Source organism: Bradyrhizobium jicamae, from assembly GCF_001440395.1.
Lineage (GTDB): Bacteria > Pseudomonadota > Alphaproteobacteria > Rhizobiales > Xanthobacteraceae > Bradyrhizobium > Bradyrhizobium jicamae.
This window is the reverse complement of sequence record NZ_LLXZ01000004.1, coordinates 83,684-103,038: the sequence shown is the minus strand read 5'-3', so window position 1 is coordinate 103,038 and position 19,355 is coordinate 83,684. Positions and strand designations below refer to the sequence as shown.

General features: G+C 63.9%; 18 protein-coding genes. 5 read left to right on the top strand and 13 right to left on the bottom strand.

Annotated elements, in window-relative coordinates:
- Positions 1 to 139: 139 nt before the first annotated feature.
- A complete protein-coding gene (locus tag CQ12_RS01380; RefSeq protein WP_057833566.1) occupies positions 140 to 961 on the top strand; it encodes an enoyl-CoA hydratase in 822 nt (273 codons plus the stop codon).
- A gap of 131 nt (positions 962 to 1,092) precedes the next feature.
- On the opposite strand, the gene CQ12_RS01375 is transcribed toward CQ12_RS01380, so the two are convergent.
- The 8 genes from CQ12_RS01375 to CQ12_RS01340 all read right to left on the bottom strand — a co-directional run bounded on the left by CQ12_RS01375 (position 1,093) and on the right by CQ12_RS01340 (position 10,163).
- Entirely contained in the window at positions 1,093 to 2,175 is a 1,083-nt protein-coding gene (locus CQ12_RS01375) for an isocitrate/isopropylmalate dehydrogenase family protein (protein WP_057833565.1), read from the bottom strand.
- A gap of 123 nt (positions 2,176 to 2,298) precedes the next feature.
- Positions 2,299 to 3,369, bottom strand: a complete 1,071-nt coding sequence (locus CQ12_RS01370) for an alcohol dehydrogenase (protein WP_057833564.1) — start codon at positions 3,367 to 3,369, stop codon at positions 2,299 to 2,301.
- A 109-nt stretch (positions 3,370 to 3,478) separates the two neighbouring features.
- Entirely contained in the window at positions 3,479 to 4,459 is a 981-nt protein-coding gene (locus CQ12_RS01365) for an ABC transporter ATP-binding protein (RefSeq protein WP_057833563.1), read from the bottom strand.
- Complete coding sequence (locus tag CQ12_RS01360) at positions 4,456 to 5,436, bottom strand: ABC transporter ATP-binding protein (RefSeq protein ID WP_057833617.1); 981 nt, start codon at positions 5,434 to 5,436, stop codon at positions 4,456 to 4,458. The genes CQ12_RS01365 and CQ12_RS01360 overlap by 4 nt, the downstream gene beginning before the upstream one ends.
- An 11-nt stretch (positions 5,437 to 5,447) precedes the next feature.
- Positions 5,448 to 6,320: an ABC transporter permease gene (locus CQ12_RS01355; RefSeq protein ID WP_057833562.1), complete on the bottom strand. Its 873-nt coding sequence runs from the start codon at positions 6,318 to 6,320 to the stop codon at positions 5,448 to 5,450.
- Entirely contained in the window at positions 6,307 to 7,257 is a 951-nt protein-coding gene (locus CQ12_RS01350) for an ABC transporter permease (protein ID WP_057833561.1), read from the bottom strand. The genes CQ12_RS01355 and CQ12_RS01350 overlap by 14 nt, the downstream gene beginning before the upstream one ends.
- A gap of 6 nt (positions 7,258 to 7,263) precedes the next feature.
- Positions 7,264 to 8,745 carry an ABC transporter substrate-binding protein gene (locus tag CQ12_RS01345; RefSeq protein WP_245309670.1) on the bottom strand — a complete coding sequence of 494 codons (1,482 nt, stop codon included), beginning with the start codon at positions 8,743 to 8,745 and terminating at the stop codon, positions 7,264 to 7,266.
- A 212-nt stretch (positions 8,746 to 8,957) separates the two neighbouring features.
- Positions 8,958 to 10,163 (bottom strand): CaiB/BaiF CoA transferase family protein, encoded by a 1,206-nt coding sequence (locus CQ12_RS01340; protein WP_057833559.1) that lies wholly within the window; start codon positions 10,161 to 10,163, stop codon positions 8,958 to 8,960.
- A gap of 185 nt (positions 10,164 to 10,348) precedes the next feature.
- Between CQ12_RS01340 and glgA the strand changes: the two genes are divergently transcribed.
- Positions 10,349 to 11,776 (top strand): glycogen synthase GlgA, encoded by a 1,428-nt coding sequence (gene glgA / locus CQ12_RS01335; protein ID WP_057833558.1) that lies wholly within the window; start codon positions 10,349 to 10,351, stop codon positions 11,774 to 11,776.
- Here the strand turns inward: glgA and CQ12_RS01330 are convergent, their stop codons facing one another.
- On the bottom strand, positions 11,777 to 12,988 hold the full coding sequence (locus tag CQ12_RS01330; protein ID WP_083519065.1) for a patatin-like phospholipase family protein: 1,212 nt from the start codon (positions 12,986 to 12,988) through the stop codon (positions 11,777 to 11,779). It abuts the gene before it with no gap.
- Positions 12,966 to 13,790, bottom strand: a complete 825-nt coding sequence (locus tag CQ12_RS01325) for a 3-hydroxybutyrate dehydrogenase (RefSeq protein WP_057833615.1) — start codon at positions 13,788 to 13,790, stop codon at positions 12,966 to 12,968. The genes CQ12_RS01330 and CQ12_RS01325 overlap by 23 nt, the downstream gene beginning before the upstream one ends.
- Positions 13,791 to 13,976: 186 nt before the next feature.
- Between CQ12_RS01325 and CQ12_RS01320 the strand changes: the two genes are divergently transcribed.
- Entirely contained in the window at positions 13,977 to 14,888 is a 912-nt protein-coding gene (locus CQ12_RS01320; protein WP_057833557.1) for a LysR family transcriptional regulator, read from the top strand.
- A gap of 22 nt (positions 14,889 to 14,910) precedes the next feature.
- On the opposite strand, the gene CQ12_RS01315 is transcribed toward CQ12_RS01320, so the two are convergent.
- Both CQ12_RS01315 and CQ12_RS01310 read right to left on the bottom strand, forming a co-directional pair.
- Entirely contained in the window at positions 14,911 to 15,630 is a 720-nt protein-coding gene (locus tag CQ12_RS01315) for a peroxiredoxin-like family protein (protein WP_057833614.1), read from the bottom strand.
- Positions 15,631 to 15,705: 75 nt separating this feature from the next.
- A complete protein-coding gene (locus CQ12_RS01310; protein ID WP_057833556.1) occupies positions 15,706 to 15,990 on the bottom strand; it encodes a hypothetical protein in 285 nt (94 codons plus the stop codon).
- A 277-nt stretch (positions 15,991 to 16,267) separates the two neighbouring features.
- Here CQ12_RS01310 and CQ12_RS01305 point away from each other — a divergent pair, with 277 nt between their 5' ends.
- Entirely contained in the window at positions 16,268 to 16,759 is a 492-nt protein-coding gene (locus CQ12_RS01305; RefSeq protein ID WP_057833555.1) for a cupin domain-containing protein, read from the top strand.
- Positions 16,760 to 16,879: 120 nt separating this feature from the next.
- Positions 16,880 to 18,100 carry an MFS transporter gene (locus CQ12_RS01300; RefSeq protein WP_057833554.1) on the top strand — a complete coding sequence of 407 codons (1,221 nt, stop codon included), beginning with the start codon at positions 16,880 to 16,882 and terminating at the stop codon, positions 18,098 to 18,100.
- Here CQ12_RS01300 and CQ12_RS01295 read toward each other — a convergent pair.
- Positions 18,072 to 19,346 carry an MFS transporter gene (locus tag CQ12_RS01295; RefSeq protein WP_057833553.1) on the bottom strand — a complete coding sequence of 425 codons (1,275 nt, stop codon included), beginning with the start codon at positions 19,344 to 19,346 and terminating at the stop codon, positions 18,072 to 18,074. The genes CQ12_RS01300 and CQ12_RS01295 overlap by 29 nt on opposite strands.
- Between the last annotated feature and the right edge of the window lie 9 nt (positions 19,347 to 19,355).

Sequence of the window (19,355 nt, the reverse complement as noted above, 5' to 3'; positions counted from 1 at the left end):
CGTGAGCCCGCCCCTGCCCCGACGACCTCACCCTTGTGCCCAGTGCCCTGAGCTGATCACGCGTGCAAATGCGGCGATTGACCGCTGTGCGAAGCTTGTCCGACAATGGACCAGACTTCTCGAATGAAAGCCGCAATCGATGCTCGATACCCCAAAACCTGCTGAAATCCCGCATGCCGACGGCAAGATCCTGCACAGCGTCAGCGATGGCGTCGGCGTCATCACCTTCAACAATCCCGACAAGCGCAACGCGATGTCGCTGGAAATGTGGGAGGGCCTGAGCCACGCGCTGACCGCGCTGCGCGACGATACCAACGTGCGCGTCGTGATCCTGACAGGCGCCGGCGACAAGGCCTTCGTCTCCGGCGCCGATATCAGCCAGTTCGAGAGGACGCGCCACAATGCGGCGGCGTCGGAGGAATATTCGAAGCGGAGCGAGGCCCAGCGCGCGCTGCTCGCAAGCTACCCGAAGCCGACGATTGCCTGCATCCGCGGCTTCTGCCTCGGCGGCGGCATGCAGGTCGCGATGCTCACCGACATCCGCATCGCCTCCGATAACAGCCGGTTCGGCATTCCCGCCGCAAAGCTCGGCATCGCCTATGGCTATGACGGCTTGCGCCACCTGGTCTCGCTGGTCGGGCCGTCCTGGGCGCGGCTGATCATGTATACGGGGATGCGGATCGAGGCGGCGGAAGCGTTGCGGATCGGGCTGGTCGACCGCGTGCTGCCGGATGCGGAATTGTGGGACGCCACCATGGAAATCGCCCGCACCATCTCCGGCAACGCGCCGCTCGCCATCAAGGCCGCCAAGATCACCATCGCCGAGATGCTGAAGGACGAAAGCAAGCGCGACATGGCGGCGATCAAGGCGATCGGCATGGCCTGCATGGACAGTGAGGATTTTCGCGAGGGCAGAACGGCTTTCATGGAGAAGCGCAAGCCGCAGTTCAAGGGGAAGTAGCCACAGGCGCAATCCCGTAGCCCGGATGAGCCAACGGGTCGCGCGAATGCGCGCCCGATGATAAACTCCGCGATATCCGGGATTTCTGCAGCAGCGGCCCCGCATGTCGCTCCGCTCATGCGGGCTACAAGCTACAACGCCGCGAGCACCGCCTTCGTCACATCCGCCGTACCGTTGCTGCCGCCGAATTCCATCGGCTTGATTCCTCCCGCATAGGCCTTGTCCACCGCGCGCTCGATGCGCTCGCCGGCTTCGGCTGCGCTTTCGAGGCCGTGCTTGTCGGCGAGCCAGTCCAGCATCATCGCGGCCGACAGGATCATTGCGGTCGGATTGGCCTTGCCCTGCCCCATGATATCGGGCGCGGTGCCGTGGCACGGCTGGAACACGGCGTAGCGGTCGCCGATGTCGGCCGAGGGCGCCATGCCGAGCCCGCCGATCAGACCGGCGGCGAGGTCGGAGAGAATGTCGCCGAACATGTTCTCCGTCACCATGACGTCGAAATCCCAGGGACGCTTCACCATCATCAGCGAGCAGGCATCGACATAGACCCGGTCCGTCTTGACGGTCGGATGGCGTTTTGCGGCTTCATCGAACATCTCGCGAAAGAACGCGAAGGCCCTGAACACGTTGGCCTTGTCGACGCAGGTCAGGCCGCCATTCGTCTTGCCGCGTGCCTTGCGGCGTTCGGCGAGCTTGAAGGAAAACTCGAACAGCCGCTCCGAGGTCTTGCGGGTGATGACGAGGGTCTCGCGCGCCTCGGTGTCGGTGACGACGCCCTTCCCCATCGAGGCGAACAGGCCTTCGGTCGATTCCCGGATCAGCACGAGGTCGATGCCGCGCGCATCCGCGCCGACGATCGGGCTCGGCACGCCCGGAACGAGGCGCGCCGGGCGCACGCCGGCATAGAGGTCGAAATGGAAGCGCAGCTCGATCTGCGGCGCGATCTCGGTGTTATCGGGGTAGCGCACCGACGGCAGGCCGCAGGCGCCGAGCAGGATGGCGTCCGCCTCCTCGCACAGCCGCACGGTGCTGTCGGGCATCGATTTACCGGTCGCGAGGTAATTGTTGGCGCCCGCCGGCGCATCGGTGAAGCGGAACTTGAGGTCGCTGGTCGCCTCGATCTTGCGCAGCACTTCGAGCGCCGGCGTCATCACCTCAGGGCCGATGCCATCGCCGCCGAGCACGGCGATGTGGAAAGCGTTATTTGCGGACATGGAGGTTTCCTAAAGTAATCGAAGGTGCCGTCATTGCGAGCGCAGCGAAGCAATCCATACTTCGGCATAGCGGATGGATGGATTGCTTCGTCGCTTTCGCTCCTCGCAATGACGGTGGAGAGGCTACGGTGTCAAGACCGCGCGGCCGACCAGCTTGCCCTTCTGCAAGTCGGTCAATGCCTCATTCGCCTTCGCCAGCGGCATCGTCGTCACCGGGATCGGCGCGATCATCTTGTTGCGGACGAGTTCGAGCAACTCCGCGGTCTCGCGCAGATTGCCGACATAGCTGCCCTGGATCGTGATCGCCTTGATCGGAATCAGCGGCAAGGCAAAGGTTGCGCCGCCGCCGAACAGGCCGACGATGACGAGCTTGCCGCCCTTGGTCAGGCAGTCGAAGCCGAGCTGCGTGGTTTGCGCGTTGCCGACGAGATCGATCACGGCGCGAATGGGTTCGCCGGCCTTCTTCGCGAGCTGTTCCAGCGCATCCGGCGCCTTGCCGTCGACGGTGGCGAGCGCGCCGGCGGCTTCCGCCGCTTCGCGCTTGCGCGAGTCAATATCGACGACGATGGCGCCCTTGCCGCCCATCGCCTTCAACAGCGACAGCGCCATCAGGCCGAGGCCGCCGGCGCCGAAGATCACGATCGGCGAGTTGAAGGCGGATTCGACCTTCTTCAGCGCGCTGTAGGTGGTGACGCCGGAACAGGCATAGGGCGCGGCGGTTACGGGATCGAGTCCCTTGAGGTTGAGCAGATATTTCGGGTTCGGCACCGTCATGTGATCGGCATAGCCGCCGTCGCAATAGACGCCGAGCGAGTTCGGCTTCACCACGCACATGTTCTCGTCGCCGCCGACGCATGTCGGGCATTTCCCGCAGCCGAGCCAGGGATAGACCAGGGCCGTGTCGCCGACCTTGAGATCGCCCTTGTCGGCGGCCGTCACATCCGGCCCGAACGCCACGACCTCGCCGACAGTCTCATGTCCCATCGTGCGCGGCAGCGACACGCCGCGGTCTTTCAGCGACAGCGGCTTGCGGCCATGGCCGAGATCGTAGCCACCTTCCCAGATGTGGAGATCGCTGTGGCAGACGCCGGCCGCCTTCACCTTGATCAGCACCTGCGTACCCGTGGGCTGCGGCGTCTCCTGATCCACCTCCTTCAGAGGCGCATTGAATTCTGCGACCTGAAAACTCTTCATCGCTTCTCTCCCGTCATTTCTTTTTCTTAAGTCCTGAGAACGTCTTGAGAGCGGACATTGCCACGTCCGATCCGTCGAGACAAACAGGAGCCAGCGGTGCGTGCGGTATTCAGATCAGCGGGTGGTGGCAGGCCACGAGTTGGCCCGGCGCGACGGCACGCAGTTCCGGCATCTCGTCGCTGCATCGCTGGTCCGCGCGGGGGCAGCGGGTACGAAACCGGCAACCGGACGGCGGCGCGATCGGCGACGGCGGCTCGCCGATCGGCACGGTCTCGGTGGGGCGGACATCCGGATCGGGCACCGGGATCGCCTCGATCAGCAGCGCGGTATAGGGATGCGCCGGGTGAGCGAACAACTGCTCGGAAGGGCCGACCTCGCAGAGTCGTCCCAGATACATCACCGCGACGCGGTCGCTCACCGCCTTCACCACGGCGAGATCGTGCGCGATGAACAGCAGCGTCAGGCCGAACCGGCCCTTCATCTCCTCCAGCAGATTGAGGATCTGGGCGCGGATCGAGACGTCGAGCGCAGAGACCGGCTCGTCGCAGACGATGAACTCCGGATTGAGCACGAGCGCGCGCGCGATGCAGATGCGCTGGCACTGGCCGCCGGAAAATTCATGCGGCAGCCGCCCGACGACCAGGTTGGGATCGAGCCCGACGGCGGCCAGCACCTCGTACACGAGCTGCTTGCGCTTCTCCGGATCCTTGACGCCGGCAATCACCAGCGGCTCGGCGACGATATCGCCGATCCTGCGGCGCGGATTGAGCGAGGCGATCGGATCCTGAAAGATCAGCTGCACGCGCTGGCGCATCCGCCGCAGGGCCTCGCCGTGCATCGCCGTGAGATCCTGCCCGTCGAACGACACCCGCCCGGCGGTCGGCCGGCGCAACTGCAGCACGGCGCGCCCCAGCGTCGACTTTCCGCAGCCGGATTCGCCGACCAGACCCAGCGTTTCGCCGCGGGCGATCTGCAGGGAGACGCCGGACACGGCGTGAACGATCTTGGAGCCGACGGGATATTCAACGACGAGATCGTCGACCTTGAGCAGCGCGCCAGGCGAAATGGATGGGACGGATTGCAGCATCATGCGTTGGCATCCGCGCGGGTTTCGATCGGATGGAAGCAGGCGAATGTGTGCGCGCTGGTCTCTGCCGCCTCGAGCGCCGGCTTCTCGGCCTGGCAGCGGGCCAGCGCATAACGGCAGCGCGGCGAGAACGAGCATCCCCGCAGCGGCCGGGTCGGATCGGGCGGACGTCCCGATATCGCCGGCAGCGGCGTGTGGGGTGCGGCGTCGAGCCGTGGGAGCGCGGCGAGCAGCGCTTCGGTGTAGGGCATCCGCATCTTCTTGAACAAATCAGGCGTCGGCGCGCGCTCGACCACCCGGCCGGCATACATGACAGCGACCTCGTCGGTACGCCCGGCGACGACACCGAGGTCGTGGGTAATGATGATCATCGCCATGTGGCGACGGCGCTGCTCGCGCGCCAGCAGATCGAGGATCTGCGCCTGGATCGTCACGTCGAGCGCGGTGGTCGGTTCGTCCGCGATCAGGAGTTTCGGTTCGCAGGACAGCGCAATCGCGATCGCCACGCGCTGCCGCATGCCGCCGGAAAGCTGGTGCGGATACTGCGCCAGCCGCTGCTCCGGCGCGGGGATTCCGACCGCCGCGAGCAATTCGACACTTCGCCGCGTGGCGGCAGCATCGTCGAGTTCGAGATGCTCCTGCAGCGTCTCGATCAACTGGGTGCCGATCGTCAGCACCGGGTTGAGCGACGTCATCGGGTCCTGGAACACGACCGCCAGCGAGCGGCCGCGCAACTGGCGCAGTTTCTCCGGCGAGAGCTTCAGCAAGTCCTGCCCGTCGAACATCACGCGGCCGGAGAGTTTTGCTTTCTTCGGCAGCAATTGCAGGATCGCGCGCGACAACATGGTCTTGCCGCAGCCGGACTCGCCGACCACGCCGAGCGTGCGCCCGGCACCGACGGTGAGATCGACATGATCGACCGCGCGCAGGTTGCCGCGCGGCGTCGGCAGATTGACGGTAACATCCTCAACGGACAGCAAGCTATTTCCGGTCACAGTGCGCCCTGACGTGGATCGGTGAGCGCACGCAGCGTGTCACCGACGAGATTGAAGGCCAGTACGGTCAGGAACATTGCCGCCGCCGGCATGAACGCGAGCCGCGGCGCCACATCGAGGCTCTCGCGCCCCTCCCCGATCATGCTGCCCCAGCTCGATATCGGCGGTGGCACGCCGAGCCCGAGGAATGACAGCGAGCCCTCGACGACAATGGTAACGGCAACGCCGAGCAGGAAGAAGGCGAACAGCGGCAGGATGACGTTCGGCAACAGTTCGCGCAGCAGGATGCGTGCATGGGTTGCGCCCAGCGCCTGTGCGGCGATGACGAATTCGCGCCGCGCGAGCGTCAGCGTCGCCGCCCGCGCCACCCGCATGAAGGCGGGAACGCCGAGCAGGCCGAGAATCAAGGTCAGGTTGAAGATCGACTGCCCGAGATAGGCGGTCACGGCCAGCGCCAGGATCAAGGGCGGAAACGCCAGCAGCACATCCATGCTGCCGACAACCATCGACTCGAACCGGCCGCGGAAATAGCCGGCGAGCATGCCGAGCGCGCCGCCGAGCGTGAGGCCGATGATCGGCGCGCACAGACCGACCACCAGCGATATCCGCGCACCATAGACCAGGCGCGAGAGCTCATCGCGACCAAGACCGTCGGTGCCGAGCCAATGCTCGGCCGAGAATGGCGCACGCCGATCCAGCATGTCCATGTCGGTCGGGCTTGGCAACGGCAGGACGGGCGCAAAGACCGCTACCGCGAATACGAAAATCATCCAGCCGATCGCCGCCCAGAACAGGATGCCAAGCCGCCGGCCCTTGCGCGCAGGCTGGCTTACGGCCTCTTCGGCAACATCGAGTTCAAGCGTGGCCATGGCGAATCCTGGGATCGAGAACGGCGTAGAGGAGGTCGACGATAAAGTTCATGATGACGAAGCCCGCGCCGACCAGCAGCACCACCCCCTGCAGGATGATGAGGTCGCGGGTCAGGATCGCGCCGATCAAAAGCCGGCCGATGCCCGGCAGCGCAAAGACCGTCTCGACGATGACGGCGCCGCCGATCAATCGGCCGATATTGATGCCGGTGATCGTGACCAGCGTAAGCGACGACGGCTTCAGCGCGTGCACGAACAGAATGCGCGAGGCCTTGAGGCCCTTGGCCTTGGCCAGCGAGATATAGTCTTCCTGCAGGGTCGCAATCATGTCGGATCGCAGCACGCGCATGATGCTGGGCCATTCGGCGAGCGCCAGCGTCAGCGCCGGCAGCACCATGAAGCGCAGATTTGCGGCCGGGTCTTCGCCGAACGGCACATAGCCGGTCGCCGGCAGCCAGCGCAGTTCGACCGCGAAGAAATAGATCAAGAGGATCGCCGACAGGAAGGTCGGCACCGACAGCATGCCGAACGCGGTGCCGGTCATGAAGCGGTCGAACGGTCCACCGCTGCGGGCGGCGCAGATGATCGCCAGGGGAACGCCGATCCCGAGCGCGCCGAGTTGCGCCAGCAGCATCAGTTCGATCGAAACCGGCAGCCGCTCGCCAACCGCCTGAAGCACCGTCTGGCCGGTGCGGAACGAACGGCCGAAATCGCCCTGCAGCACGCCGCCGAGCCAGCTCAAATAGCGCCACCAGATCGGCTGATCCAGCCCCATGTCGGCCCGCAACGCCGCCACGTTCTCCGGCGTCGCCTGATCACCGAGAATGGTATACGCAAGATCGCCCGGCAGCAGCGATGCGATCGAGAACGTGAGCAGCGAAACCGCAATCAGCACTGGCACCAGATAAAGGAGCCGGCGCGCAACGAAGAACGCCATCGGCCGTTATTCCTTCCAGGCGCGCGATACGTCGATCACCCCGCTATACATCTTGGGCAAGCCCTTCAACTTCGCGCTCGATATCGCGTAGTAGGTGTTCTGGAAGGTCCAGAACCAGATCGCCTCCTTGTTGATCAGCCGGCTGATCGCGCAATAGTCCTCGATGCGCTTGTTGGTATCCGCCGTGGTGCGGGCGTGATCGAGCAGCCTGTCGAGCTCCGGGTTGGAATAATTGGCAAGCGCCACCGGACTTCCGGTCTTGAAGTTGGAGTACATCTGTATGTCAGGATCAGCCAGATCGACGATACGCCACGGCGTCAACTGGAACTGGCGCATGAAGGCGCGCGGCGGGATGGTGGCCTGATCGACCTGTTCGATCTCCATGTTGGCGCCGGCCCGCTTCCACAACTGCTGCAGCACCTGGCCAACCATGCGGCCACGTGGCGTCGCCGTAACCAGCATCTTGAACTCGACAGGTTTGCCGTAGTCCTTGATCAGCGCCTTGGCCTTCTCGAGGTCTTCGGGAAGCGCGCCGTCGTCCTTGCATTTGACCCAGGAGCCGTCGCCATAGGGATTGCTGGCCGGACGGGACAGACCGTTGGTGATCGCCTGCGACATCTTCTTGCGGTCAAGCGCCATGACCAGAGCCTGGCGCACGCGCAAATCGTCGAATGGCGCGACCTTGGTGTTGAAGGCGTAGACCGCCGCACCGGACCCCAAGTATGTGTGCACCGTCAGCTTGGAATCTTTTTGCGCCTTCTGGATATTGTCGGCGCTGTATTCGTCATCCCAGATCAGGTCGACCTCGCCCGATTGCAGGCTGGCAAAGCGCGACTGCGCATCGGGTAGCGGCTTCAGCGTGATGCGGTCGAAATAGACCTTGTCCTTGCCCCAGTAGTCCGGATTTTTCTCCAGGATCATGCGATCCCCGGCGGTCCACGATTTCAGAATGTAGGGACCGGTGCCGACAGGGTTTCGGTTGTATTCTTCCCCCTTGGTCTTCCAGGCCGTCGGAGAATGAATTGCGTTGGTCTGGCTCGCGTAGGACACCAGCGATGGGAAGTTTACCGAGGGGTCATTGAGGTTATAGACCAGCGTCAGCTCGTCCGGCGCCTGAACGTTGTTGACGTTGGAGATATAGAAGGCACAGCGGCACTTGTTGGCAGGATCTTTCTGCCGGTCGAAATTCGCTTTGAACGCTTCGGCGTTGAACGGCGTGCCATCGTGGAACTTGACGCCCGGACGCAGCTTGAAGGTCCACATCTTGAAGTCCTCGGAGGGCTCCCAGGACACCGCGAGTTTCGGCTGCGGCTTGCCGTTCTCATCGAGATAGGTGAGCGTATCGAACAGTGCCGATGACGCGGTGAGCGCCGCGGTGTCGTAAACGCCGACCTTCAGCACGTCGAAGCCGGGGATGTCGAGCTCAAGGCCGACGGTGATGCTGCCGCCCGCCTTCTGCGCATTGGCGGGCATAGCTGACAATGCCACACCAAATCCCGCCACAAGAAATATTCGCGCAAGCGCGCCCGAACGAATCCCCGCAATCATTATGTTTCCTCCGATGTGTGTCGTTCGTCCGGTATTCCGGATCGTCGATGGCTGTCCGCAAGATTGTCCGGAAACGCAGTCGCGGGCAAGGCCGATCACAGCCTGCGGATGAAAACGCCGCAGGTTCATGTTTCGCTATGCGGACCGCGTTGTCAGCCGCGCGCGGCCACCTGCGCTTTGCCGGCAAAGGATGCGATTTCATCCTCGGACAGGCCGGTTTCCTTCAGGTAGGCGCGCGTGTGCTCGCCGAGCGTCGACATGCGCGGCGCCGCCGACACTTTGGCGCCGGACATGCGGAACGGCAGATTGAGAACCTTGAAGGTGCCGCCGCCGTCCTCGACCTCGGCCAATGCGCCGCGATGAGCGATCTGCGGATCGCGCAGCGCTTCGGCGACGGTGCGATAGGCCGATGAAGGAACGCCGTGCGTATTGAGCGCGGCGAGGCACTGCTCAGTCGTCACGGTGCGCGACCACGCTTCGACGCCGTCCATCAGGCTGACCCAATTTTCCCGCCGATCGGAATATCTGGCGAAGCGCGGATCGCTGACCCACTCGGGATGACCGATCACCTGCATCAGGCTCTGGAAGGTTTTTTCGCTGGCGACCGCCATCATCACATAGCCGTCCGTCGTCTCGATCGGACCGAACATCGGCCGCTGCGTCGGCTTCACTTCGAATTGCGACCACTGCAATTCGTTCAGCGTCAGGCTCAACATCGATTCCAGCATCGAGACGTCGATGTGCTGACCCTGCCCGGTCGCGTTGCGCTGATACAGCGCCGCCGAGATGGCGCCGAACGCGTAGACGCCGGTGAGCACGTCGGCATGATAGATGCCGCAATAGTCCGGCCGGCTGCGTCCCGGCTGGTAGGCCAGGTGCGCCATCTCATAGCCGGAGGCTGCGTGAATCACCGGCGCATAGGCCGGCAACTCTGCCGACGGCCCGGTCTGGCCGTATCCCGAGATCGAGCAATAGACCAGTTTCGGGTTGGGCTCGTGCAGCGAGGCGTAGTCGAGCTTCAATCGCCGCATCACGCCCGGACGGAAATTTTCCATCAATACATCTGCGGTCGCAACCAGCCGGCGAACCGCCTCCACGCCCTTCGGCGATTTCAGATCCAGAACAATGCTGTTCTTGCCGACATTGAGCTGGCCGAACGCGGTCGAGCAGTTATTGCGTACCGGCGGACGGGTCCGCATCGTCTCGCCTTCCTCGGTCTCGATCTTGATGACCTCGGCTCCCATATCGGCGAGCATTCGTGTACAGTGCGGTCCGGCAATCGTGGTTGAGAAATCGAGGACGCGCAGGCCTGCGAAGCTGCCTGTCAAATTCCTCTGATCGTTGCCGGCTATGGTCATTTCGTAAAACTCCTTCGGCCGTTTGCGGCCCTTCGTTTTGTTGGCGGGCGTGACCCTAAATTGTGCAGCGTCGACAGGGAAGTAGCCGCGAAGGAACGACCGTCCGGAGCGGGCGTTGTATTTGCATCGGAAGTTGGACCCATTCTTGCATCAGTACCATTGCGGTTGGTACGGGGACGTTTGCCTTGAAGGTCTTGTTCGTAACCACTGAAATGGATGACTTCGTCCGGGTCGGCGGGCTCGCTGCGGTTTCCGCAGCACTACCCCGGGCGCTGCGCCGCTGGAGCGATGTCCGGGTCATGCTGCCCGGCTATCGGGACATTCTCGAGCAGCTCACGCACATTGAAATCGTTGGAGAATGCGCAGCGCTCGCGGAAATGCCGGCCTGCTCGCTCGGGCGCGCGTCGACCAAGGACGGCCTGCCTGTCTATGTGCTGTTGTGCTCGCAATTATACGACCGGCCCGGCAACCCCTATGGCGATGAATCCGGACGCGACTGGCCGGACAACGACATCCGGTTCGGCCGGTTTGCCTCCGCCGCCGCCGAGCTTGCCGCGGGCAATGTGGACAAGAATTGGGCAGCAGACCTGATCCATGCCAACGACTGGCAGGCCGCGCTGGCGCCAGCCTATCTGGCATGGCGAGGAACCAAGCTTCCCTCGATCCTGACCATCCACAACCTCGCCTATCAGGGCCTGTTCCCGCCGGATGCGCTGCGCCGCATCGGCGCGCCCGAAAGTTCCTTCCACATCGACGGGCTCGAATTCTACGACCACGTGTCCTTCCTCAAGGGCGGCCTTGTCTACGCCTCGCATCTGACCACCGTCAGCGCGACCTATGCCCGGGAGATCACCACGCGCGAGCTCGGCTGCGGGCTGGAAGGCCTGCTGCAACGTCGCTCCAACGCCGCGCAACTGACCGGCATCCTGAACGGCATCGACGAAAGCTGGGATCCCAGCGCTTGTGCGCATCTGGCGCAGACCTTTGCGCCCGGCGATTGGACAGGCAAACAGGCCAATGCCGACTACGTCCGCAAGCAGTTTGGGCTGGCGCTGTCGCGCGGCCCGCTATTCGGCCTGGTCGCGCGTCTGGTTCACCAGAAGGGCGTCGACCTCGTGCTATCCGCCGCCGACGAAATCATCGAGGCCGGCGGACAGATCGTGGTGACCGGCAGCGGCGAGCAGCAGATCGAACAGGCGCTGGTCGCTGCGCATCGCCGCAGGCCGGATGCGATCGGTGTCACCATCGGCTTCAACGACGCCCAGGCGCGACGAATCTTTGCCGGCAGCGACTTCACGCTGATGCCGTCGCGGTTCGAACCGTGCGGGCTGAGCCAGATGTATGCGCAGCGGTTCGGATCGCTGCCGATCGGCCACCAGACCGGCGGGCTGGCGGAAACCATCCAGGACGGCGAAACCGGATTCCTGTTTTCACAACCGTCAGCGGAATCCTTCCTCGGCGGCGTCAGGCGCGCGTTCGATGCCTTCGGCGCCAAGGACAAGCTCGACGCGATGCGGCGAAGCGCCATGGCGCGTTCCTTTAGCTGGGACCTGTCGGCCGCCTGCTATAGCGCGCTCTATCGCAAGACGATCGCGCCCTCAATCATCGCGTGACTACTCCGCCGCTTCCGACATAACCTCCATCTGCTCGTGAAGGACCACGCCGGAGAGCGGATCGAACTCGCCGACCCAGGGCTTTCTTTCGAGCGCCGCCCTGGTGTGGCGGTAACCGGCGTCCCAGCGCTGCATGATCCCGGACGGGCTGAAATCGATGTCCTTGGTGTGGTCCTCGCGGCTGAGCTGCGGTGCTAGCAGCCGGACGACGTGCATCCGGGTCGGACAGCCGTAACTGGCGAGTTCCCTCACCGCCTCGCTGTTGCGCTCGGCCTGCGGCAACCGTGCAGCGAGCTGGTTGATGACATGGCGCAGGCGATGCGCCTGCTGCTGGCGGGCGATTTGGCTGGCGATCCGGCTCGAATACTGCACGTCCTTGTGGCGGTTCAGCACCTCCGCCATCGTGGTCGGCTCAGGCCCGGACGGATTCCACAAATGCACGGCGAAGATCAGCGAGTTCTTGCGTGGATTGTCGTCGAACACGGCTTCCGTCGGCGTGTTCGATAATATGCCGCCGTCCCAATAGAGTTCGCCGTCGATGCGCACAGCCGGGAATGCCGGCGGCAACGCGCCGGACGCCATGACGTGCTTGACGCCAAGCTCACAATCCCGGCTGTCGAAGTAGCGCATCCGGCTGGTGCGGACATGGGCGGCGCCGACCGTCAGGCGCGGCGTGCATTGGTTGACCAGATTGAAATCGACCAACTCCATCAGCGTGCGTTCCAGCGGCGCGGTCGAGTAATAGCCGGCATTGTCGGCCCCCAGCGGATAGCTGTCGCCGGCATGGGCGAGCGGATTCGGCCGGAAGAAACCGGGAATGCCATTGGTCACCGTCGACCAGTAAGCGAGCTTTTCGTTGAATCCCGGAATGATGTCCCGAAAACGCCAGACCGGATTCTGCTCCATTCGCTTCCAGAACTCGCGCAGGCGCGACAGCCGGTGCTGCGGCGCATTGCCGGCAATCAGGCTGGCGTTGATGGCGCCGATCGAAGTGCCGATGATCCAGTCCGGCTCGATGCGCGCCTCGTGCAGCGCCTGATAAACGCCGGCCTGGTAGGAGCCGAGCGCGCCGCCGCCCTGCAGCACCAGCACGACCTGTCCGGGTTCGGCCTTGTCCGGAGAAATGGAAGTCGCCGAGGAATGAATGCCTTGAACATCCTTCACGTCATGCTCCCTTGCTCTTCGTGCCCTAGTGCGCGATCCACCCGCCATCGACCGGCAACGCGATACCGGTGATCGATGCGGCCGCATCGCTGGCGAGAAAGACCGTCAGCGCGCCGAGCTCTTCGACCGTGGCAAAGCGCTTGTTCGGTTGCTGCGCCAGCAGCACGTCGTGAATGACCTGCTCACGCGAAATGCCGTGCGCCTTGGCCTGTCCATCGATCTGCGCCTCGACAAGCGGCGTATAGACGTAACCCGGACAGATCGCGTTGCAGGTGATGCTGTCCTCCGCCGTCTCCAGCGCCGCCACCTTGGTCAGGCCGACGATGCCGTGCTTGGCCGCGACATAGGCCGCCTTAAAGGGCGAAGCGACCAGCCCGTGCGCGGAGGCGATGTTGATGATCCGCCCGAATTTGTTCTGACGCATCGCGGGCAGCGCCAGCCGCATCGTGTGAAATGCCGATGAAAGATTGATCGACAGGATCGCGTCCCATTTCTCGACTGGAAACTGGTCGAGCGGCGCGACATGCTGGATGCCGGCATTGTTGACGAGAATATCGAGCCGCCCGTGACTGGCGACCGCGGCCGCAATCATCTCGGCAATCGCATCATGGCTCGTCATGTCGGCTGCGGAATAGCTGACCTTGACGCCGAACTCGGCTTCGATCTGGTTGCGGTTCCTGGCGATCTCGGCCGCGACGCCAAAGCCATTCAGCACCACCGCCGAGCCGGCTTCCGCCAGCGCGCGGGCAATTCCGAGCCCGATGCCGCTGGTCGAACCCGTGACCAGCGAGACCTTGCCGGTCAGCGGCCGCACGGCCGAAGCACTCCGGGTGTTGAGCTGAATATTCATGACCGCCCTTTCGTATTGCCGGTCCGCGCCGTAACGCGACCATTTCAGCTGCAATTTGCTTGGCGGGTGGGCTTTCAGGAAATGCCGTTTCGCTTCCAAAACCATACGCTGACGCTATGGCGCTTTGGGTAGTCACCGGGGGCCGCAATCGGGTAGCCTTGCTGCAAGACAGACCGGGGCACGGCCATGGAGATGCATCAGGTTCGCTACTTTCTCGCGGTCGCGCGCGTGCTCAACTTCACGCGCGCCGCCGACGAGTGCAACGTCACGCAGCCGTCGCTGACGCGCGCCATCAAGCAGCTGGAAGCCGAACTCGGCGGCGACCTGTTTCGCCGCGAGCGCCCTGCCGCACAATTGACCGAACTCGGCCAGCGCATGCAGCCGCTGCTCAAGCAATGCTATGAGGCAGCGACCGGTGCCCGCGAGCTCGCCTCCTCCTTCAAGAGCGGGGAAGTCGGCGCACTCAGGATCGCGCTGACCCACTCCGTCGACCTGGCGCTGCTGATCCCGCATCTCGACCAGATCAAGCGGATGTTCAACCGCCTGGAGTTTCGCTTCCTGCGCGGCAATGCCCGCGAAGTTGCAGAATTTCTGAAGAAGGGCGAAGCCGAGCTCGGCATAGCCGCCGAGATCAGCGAAGAGTGGGACCGGCTCGATACATGGCCACTGTTCACGGAAAGCTTTCAACTCGTCGTCAACAAGAAACACCCGCTGGCGACGCGTGACAAAATCGATTTCGGCGATCTTCGCGCCGAGCAATTGCTGTCACGGAATTACTGCGAGCACGCGGCGCGGGTGAATAACTCGCTTCGCGAACATGGCCTCGACGTCGATCGCAGCCATGAGATCGCATCCGAACGCGATTTGATCGAACTGCTGGAGGCCGATATCGGCGTTGCCGTGGTGCCCGATACCGCCGCTATTCCGCCGACGCTGAAGCGCACCAATGTCGAAGGGCTGGACGCGCGGCGAACCGTGAACCTCTACGGTGTTGCCGGGCGTGAACGCACCGCCGTGGCATCCGCCGTGATGCGCATGCTGCGCGGCGCAGACTGGCAGCAGGTCGTGGGCAAGACCGCGGTGCTTGAGGGACGTTGAAGCGCCAGAAGTTTCTTGAGCGCTACGCTTCCTCGCTCGCGCTCTTCAGCGCGGCAATCAGATCATCGATCTCCATGCGCTTGCGGAAATCGGGATCGACGAAGCGCGCCTTCACCAATCCGTCACGGCCAACCACGAAGGTGGCCGGGATCGGCAGCACCCAGCCGTCATTGCCGTGGAAACTCGCCATGTCATGGTATGACAGTAGCCGCTTGATCTCGGCGCCGAGCCAGATCGCAAGATTGAGCGACAGCGCGTACCCATTATCGAGATCGGTCAGAACAGGGAACGGCGCATTGGCCTCGGATTTGAATATTGCGGCATAGGCCTGCGTCTCCGGCATGATCGCAACGGTCTGCGCGCCCAACGCCCTGATCCGGTCATGGGCCTGGATCACCGCCCACACATTCAGCCGGCAATACGGGCACCAATGGCCGCGATAGAACATCACCGCGACCGGGCCGCGGTCGAGGAGCGATTTCAGGCTGACCAGGCGCCCGGTCTCGTCCGGCAGCAGGAAGGGCGGCATCACCTCGCCCGGCCGCGGCGCGTTTTCGCCGCCACCATTCTCGTTGAGCCGCGCCACCAGCCGGTCGACCGCTTCGCCATAGGCCGGAAAGATCTCCCGCCCCTCCGCTGCATAGGCCTCGAGCTGCTCGCGCAAGCTGCCTTCCATGTCGCGGCATCGCAGAAACGCCTCCTTGAGGCGTTCGGCGTTGGCTGGCGATAGCGTTGTCGTCATGGCGTGCTCCGGCATGTCAGTATTATTTTCCGGCCCGGGCCGCCCCGCAAGGGCGGCCCGACGCTCGGGCCTTTATCAAGGCAGATAGAAATTGCCGGTCGGATCGAGCATGCCCGAGGCCGAGTAGAGCTGGCCCTTGTCCATGAAGAACACGGTGTTGGCAGGCACCTTTCTGGCGTTCTTCATCATCGCATCGTGGTTCTTGGACGTCGCGGCCATGGCCATCGCCGACATCTTGCCGGGGCCGGCATACATATAGGCCATGCCCGGATTGAATTCCCAGGGAACTTGCGAGAACGCCGTGGTGGCGGCGACGGTAAAGGCCGCGGCGGCAATCAGGGTCTTGGAAAGGATTTTCATGGCTATTCCTCTGGATGGTGACGCCCGCCAATCGGGCGCTGTCCCATCAAAGGGCCGCGTGACCTGAATGAGAAATACCGTTGCACAATCGGTTCGATAGCCGCGGCGTATTGAGAGGCGCTCCAGCCGATCGCTATCTACCACAGCGCACATAGCGCGCCGCTATGGAGTCGAGAGCCAACCGGCATTTTCTTCCGTACGTGAATTCAATGATTGTCGTGGATGTAGCCGGCCGGATCTTTGTGGGCCGAGGCAAACCTGGAAAGGAAACCACGACATGTCCAAATCCCATCTCACATCGCTCGCGATCCAGCGAGGCTTCGCGCTTACCGCAATCATCGCGGGTTCGTTTGCGGTGGCCTCCAGCGCCGCCGCCGGCGAATGCCCGGCCGGGAAGATGCAAGCCAACGTCCGTCCGATGGTCGACCACAAGCCGGTCGGCGTCACGGACGTTACGCTCGGCTCGATCAATCTCGAAAAGCAGCCGGCCAACATCAGGGATCGCGAGCTGCGCTTCCGCAAATTGACGATCGAGCCCGGCGGCATCGTGCCCTGGCACAGCCACGACGACCGTCCCGCGCTGATCTTTGTCCAACAGGGCGAGATCGTCGAATACGCGAGCAATTGTTCGGAGCCGATCGTGCACAAGGCCGGCGAGATCAGGCCGGAAGTCGCCGGGACCTCGCACTGGTGGAAGAACCTCGGCAAGGAAACCGTCATTCTCTATGTCGGCGACGTCCGCAAGGACCCGCACGATCACAACATGTAAGAGCTGTAACGAGCGCCTCCCGACGTCTCGTTGCCGGATGTGACGACCTGGGGTCCCCGTGTCGCCCCGCACGCCCAGGCGTCACATCCTTCCTTCTCAGGACCAACAATGAGAAGCGCCATGACCGGCATCTCCACGCAATTGAAATCGGACGCGCTGGAAATGCACGGTCATTCCCCCGGAGCAGTGCTGCGGTCCCTCGTCATCGGCCTCACGGCGTTCCTGACCGTGGTCGATCTGTTCGCCACGCAGGCGATCCTTCCCTCGCTGACCCGGCATTACAATGTATCGCCCGCCGAGATGGGCGTCGCCGTCAACGCCAGCACGCTGGGCATGGCGATCGCCAGCCTCGTTGTCGGCTTCCTCAGCCCGTACATCGATCGACGGCGCGGTATTCTGGCGAGCCTGATCCTGCTGGCGGTTCCCACCACCCTGCTGGCGATCGCGCCCGACCTCACGGCCTTTACGGTGCTCCGGATCGCGCAGGGCCTCTGCATGGCCGCGGCGTTTGCGCTGACATTGGCCTATCTCGGCGAACAATGCAGCGCGATGGACGCGGGCAGCGCCTTCGCGGCCTACATCACCGGCAACGTCGCGAGCAACCTGATCGGACGACTGGTCTCGGCCGCATTGGTCGACACGCTGGGGCTGGCCTCGAATTTCTATTTCTTTGCGCTGCTCAATCTTGCCGGAGCGGTGCTGGTTTACTTCACCATCGAGCGCGTCACGCCGATGCGGGCGATATCCGCTGCGCCATCGCCGTTCGCCGCAGCGATCGCGCATTGGCGCAACCCGGCGCTGCGATCGGCCTTTGCGATCGGATTCTGCATCCTGTTCGCTTTCATCGGCACCTTCACCTATGTCAATTTCGTTCTCGTCCGCGCGCCGTTGTCGCTCGGACGGATGGATCTCGGCTTCGTCTATTTCGTATTCGCGCCATCCGTGCTGACGACGCTGTTCGCGGGTAAGGCGGTAGCGCGCTTCGGCACCCGGCCGGCGATCTGGGCCGCGCTTGCGGTCGCCGCGTTGGGCCTCCCCTTGATGCTGTCCTCGCATCTGTCAGAGGTGCTGGCGGGAATGGTGCTGGTCGGCATCGGCACGTTCTTCGCACAGGCCTGTGCCACGGGCTTCGTCGGACAGGCCGCCAGCGAAAACCGCGGCATCGCCAGCGGAACCTACCTCGCCTGCTATTTCCTCGGCGGCCTCGTCGGCAGCGCTGCCCTGGGCCATTTGTTCGATCGTTTCGGATGGACCGCCTGCGTCGCCGGTGTCGGCGCGTCGCTGGCCATCGCCGCGCTACTGACCGTGCGCCTTACTCCGTCCGCCGGGTCTCCGGCATGAACAGCCAGATCACCGTCAGCCCGAGGGCTGCAATTCCGGCCAGCCCCGTAAAGGCGATGCTGCTGCCAAAGGTGTCGCTGATGTAGCCGGCCAGCACCGTGCTGAGCGACGCGCCGATGCCGGTCGCGGTTCCCACGACGCCCTGCGCCAGATTGAAGTGGCCGCTGCCATAGGCGACATCGGCCACGATCAGCGGCACCATCACGGCGAGTACAGCCGCGGTGATGCCGTCGAACACCTGCACGGCGACCAGAAGATAGGGATCGCGCACGACCGCAAACAGCAATCCGCGGATCGCCAGCGCGCCGAACGCCAATAGCAGCAGCGGTCGCCTTCCCCAGGCCTGCGCCTTCCGCCCGACTGAGGGTGAAGTCAGCGCGACGATTGCTTGAGGTACGATGATGCAGGCTGCAATCAGCACCGGCGCCCATTGAGCCGATCGCGTCGTGACCACGCCGGCCATCAGCGGCAGCATCGCGGCATTGGCGAGCTGAAACAGCAGCACGCCACCGGCAAAGATCAGCAACGGCCGCTGTCGCAGCAGATGGAAAACGCTGGTGGCTTCCTTGTCGGGGACCTCACGCACCACCGCACCATGGGCCTGCGCCACATCGATCTCCTGCCCGCGAATCCGCGACAGCGACAACAATGTGGGGATGGCCAGAAGAAAGGTAACGATAAAGACCGCCTGGTTCGACACCAGGTAACCAACGGCACCCATCAGCGCCGCCGCCGAGCCGTTGCCGAGCGAGGCGAAGCGGGCATTTCGCCCGAGCCGTTCTCCGATCGCAAGCGGGCCGACGAGACCGAGGCTGATCGCGGCAATGGCGGGGCCCAGCACGCAACTGGCCAGCGCATGCAGCGTCGCGGCTGCGGTGACGACCGGAAAAATCGGCCATAGCGCATAGGCCAATGCGCAGCAGCCGATGGTAGCGACCGCGAGCCCCGCCACCAGCCGCTCGGAGCGCGCGGCATCGACGATCGCCCCGCCCGGCATCTGCCCGAGCAAGCCGATGATGCCGCCGATCGAGAGCACGAAACCGATCTCGACCTGCGTCCATTTCTGCGTGGTCAGATAGACCGCGACGAAAGGGCCGAAACCGGTCTGCACATCGGCGAGAAAGAAGATGAACCAGTCGAGACCACGATGGCTCTCAGGCGACGGTTTGGGCCGCTCGCGGGGAGGCGGCGGCTGCGGCACGATAGTGCCCTCGCCGGCGGATCGCTTCTGGCGATCGTCGTTCATCAGATCGAG

Coding starts and splice junctions, on each gene's coding strand:
- CQ12_RS01310 (WP_057833556.1), bottom strand. CDS start 15,990: ATGAAAATCCTTTCCAAGACCCTGATTGCCGCCGCGGCCTTTACCGTC.
- CQ12_RS01365 (WP_057833563.1), bottom strand. CDS start 4,459: ATGATGCTGCAATCCGTCCCATCCATTTCGCCTGGCGCGCTGCTCAAG.
- CQ12_RS01340 (WP_057833559.1), bottom strand. CDS start 10,163: ATGACCATAGCCGGCAACGATCAGAGGAATTTGACAGGCAGCTTCGCA.
- CQ12_RS01350 (WP_057833561.1), bottom strand. CDS start 7,257: ATGGCGTTCTTCGTTGCGCGCCGGCTCCTTTATCTGGTGCCAGTGCTG.
- CQ12_RS01320 (WP_057833557.1), top strand. CDS start 13,977: ATGGAGATGCATCAGGTTCGCTACTTTCTCGCGGTCGCGCGCGTGCTC.
- CQ12_RS01315 (WP_057833614.1), bottom strand. CDS start 15,630: ATGACGACAACGCTATCGCCAGCCAACGCCGAACGCCTCAAGGAGGCG.
- CQ12_RS01295 (WP_057833553.1), bottom strand. CDS start 19,346: ATGAACGACGATCGCCAGAAGCGATCCGCCGGCGAGGGCACTATCGTG.
- CQ12_RS01300 (WP_057833554.1), top strand. CDS start 16,880: ATGACCGGCATCTCCACGCAATTGAAATCGGACGCGCTGGAAATGCAC.
- CQ12_RS01375 (WP_057833565.1), bottom strand. CDS start 2,175: ATGTCCGCAAATAACGCTTTCCACATCGCCGTGCTCGGCGGCGATGGC.
- CQ12_RS01370 (WP_057833564.1), bottom strand. CDS start 3,369: ATGAAGAGTTTTCAGGTCGCAGAATTCAATGCGCCTCTGAAGGAGGTG.
- CQ12_RS01380 (WP_057833566.1), top strand. CDS start 140: ATGCTCGATACCCCAAAACCTGCTGAAATCCCGCATGCCGACGGCAAG.
- CQ12_RS01355 (WP_057833562.1), bottom strand. CDS start 6,320: ATGGCCACGCTTGAACTCGATGTTGCCGAAGAGGCCGTAAGCCAGCCT.
- CQ12_RS01305 (WP_057833555.1), top strand. CDS start 16,268: ATGTCCAAATCCCATCTCACATCGCTCGCGATCCAGCGAGGCTTCGCG.
- CQ12_RS01330 (WP_083519065.1), bottom strand. CDS start 12,988: ATGGCGGGTGGATCGCGCACTAGGGCACGAAGAGCAAGGGAGCATGAC.
- CQ12_RS01325 (WP_057833615.1), bottom strand. CDS start 13,790: ATGAATATTCAGCTCAACACCCGGAGTGCTTCGGCCGTGCGGCCGCTG.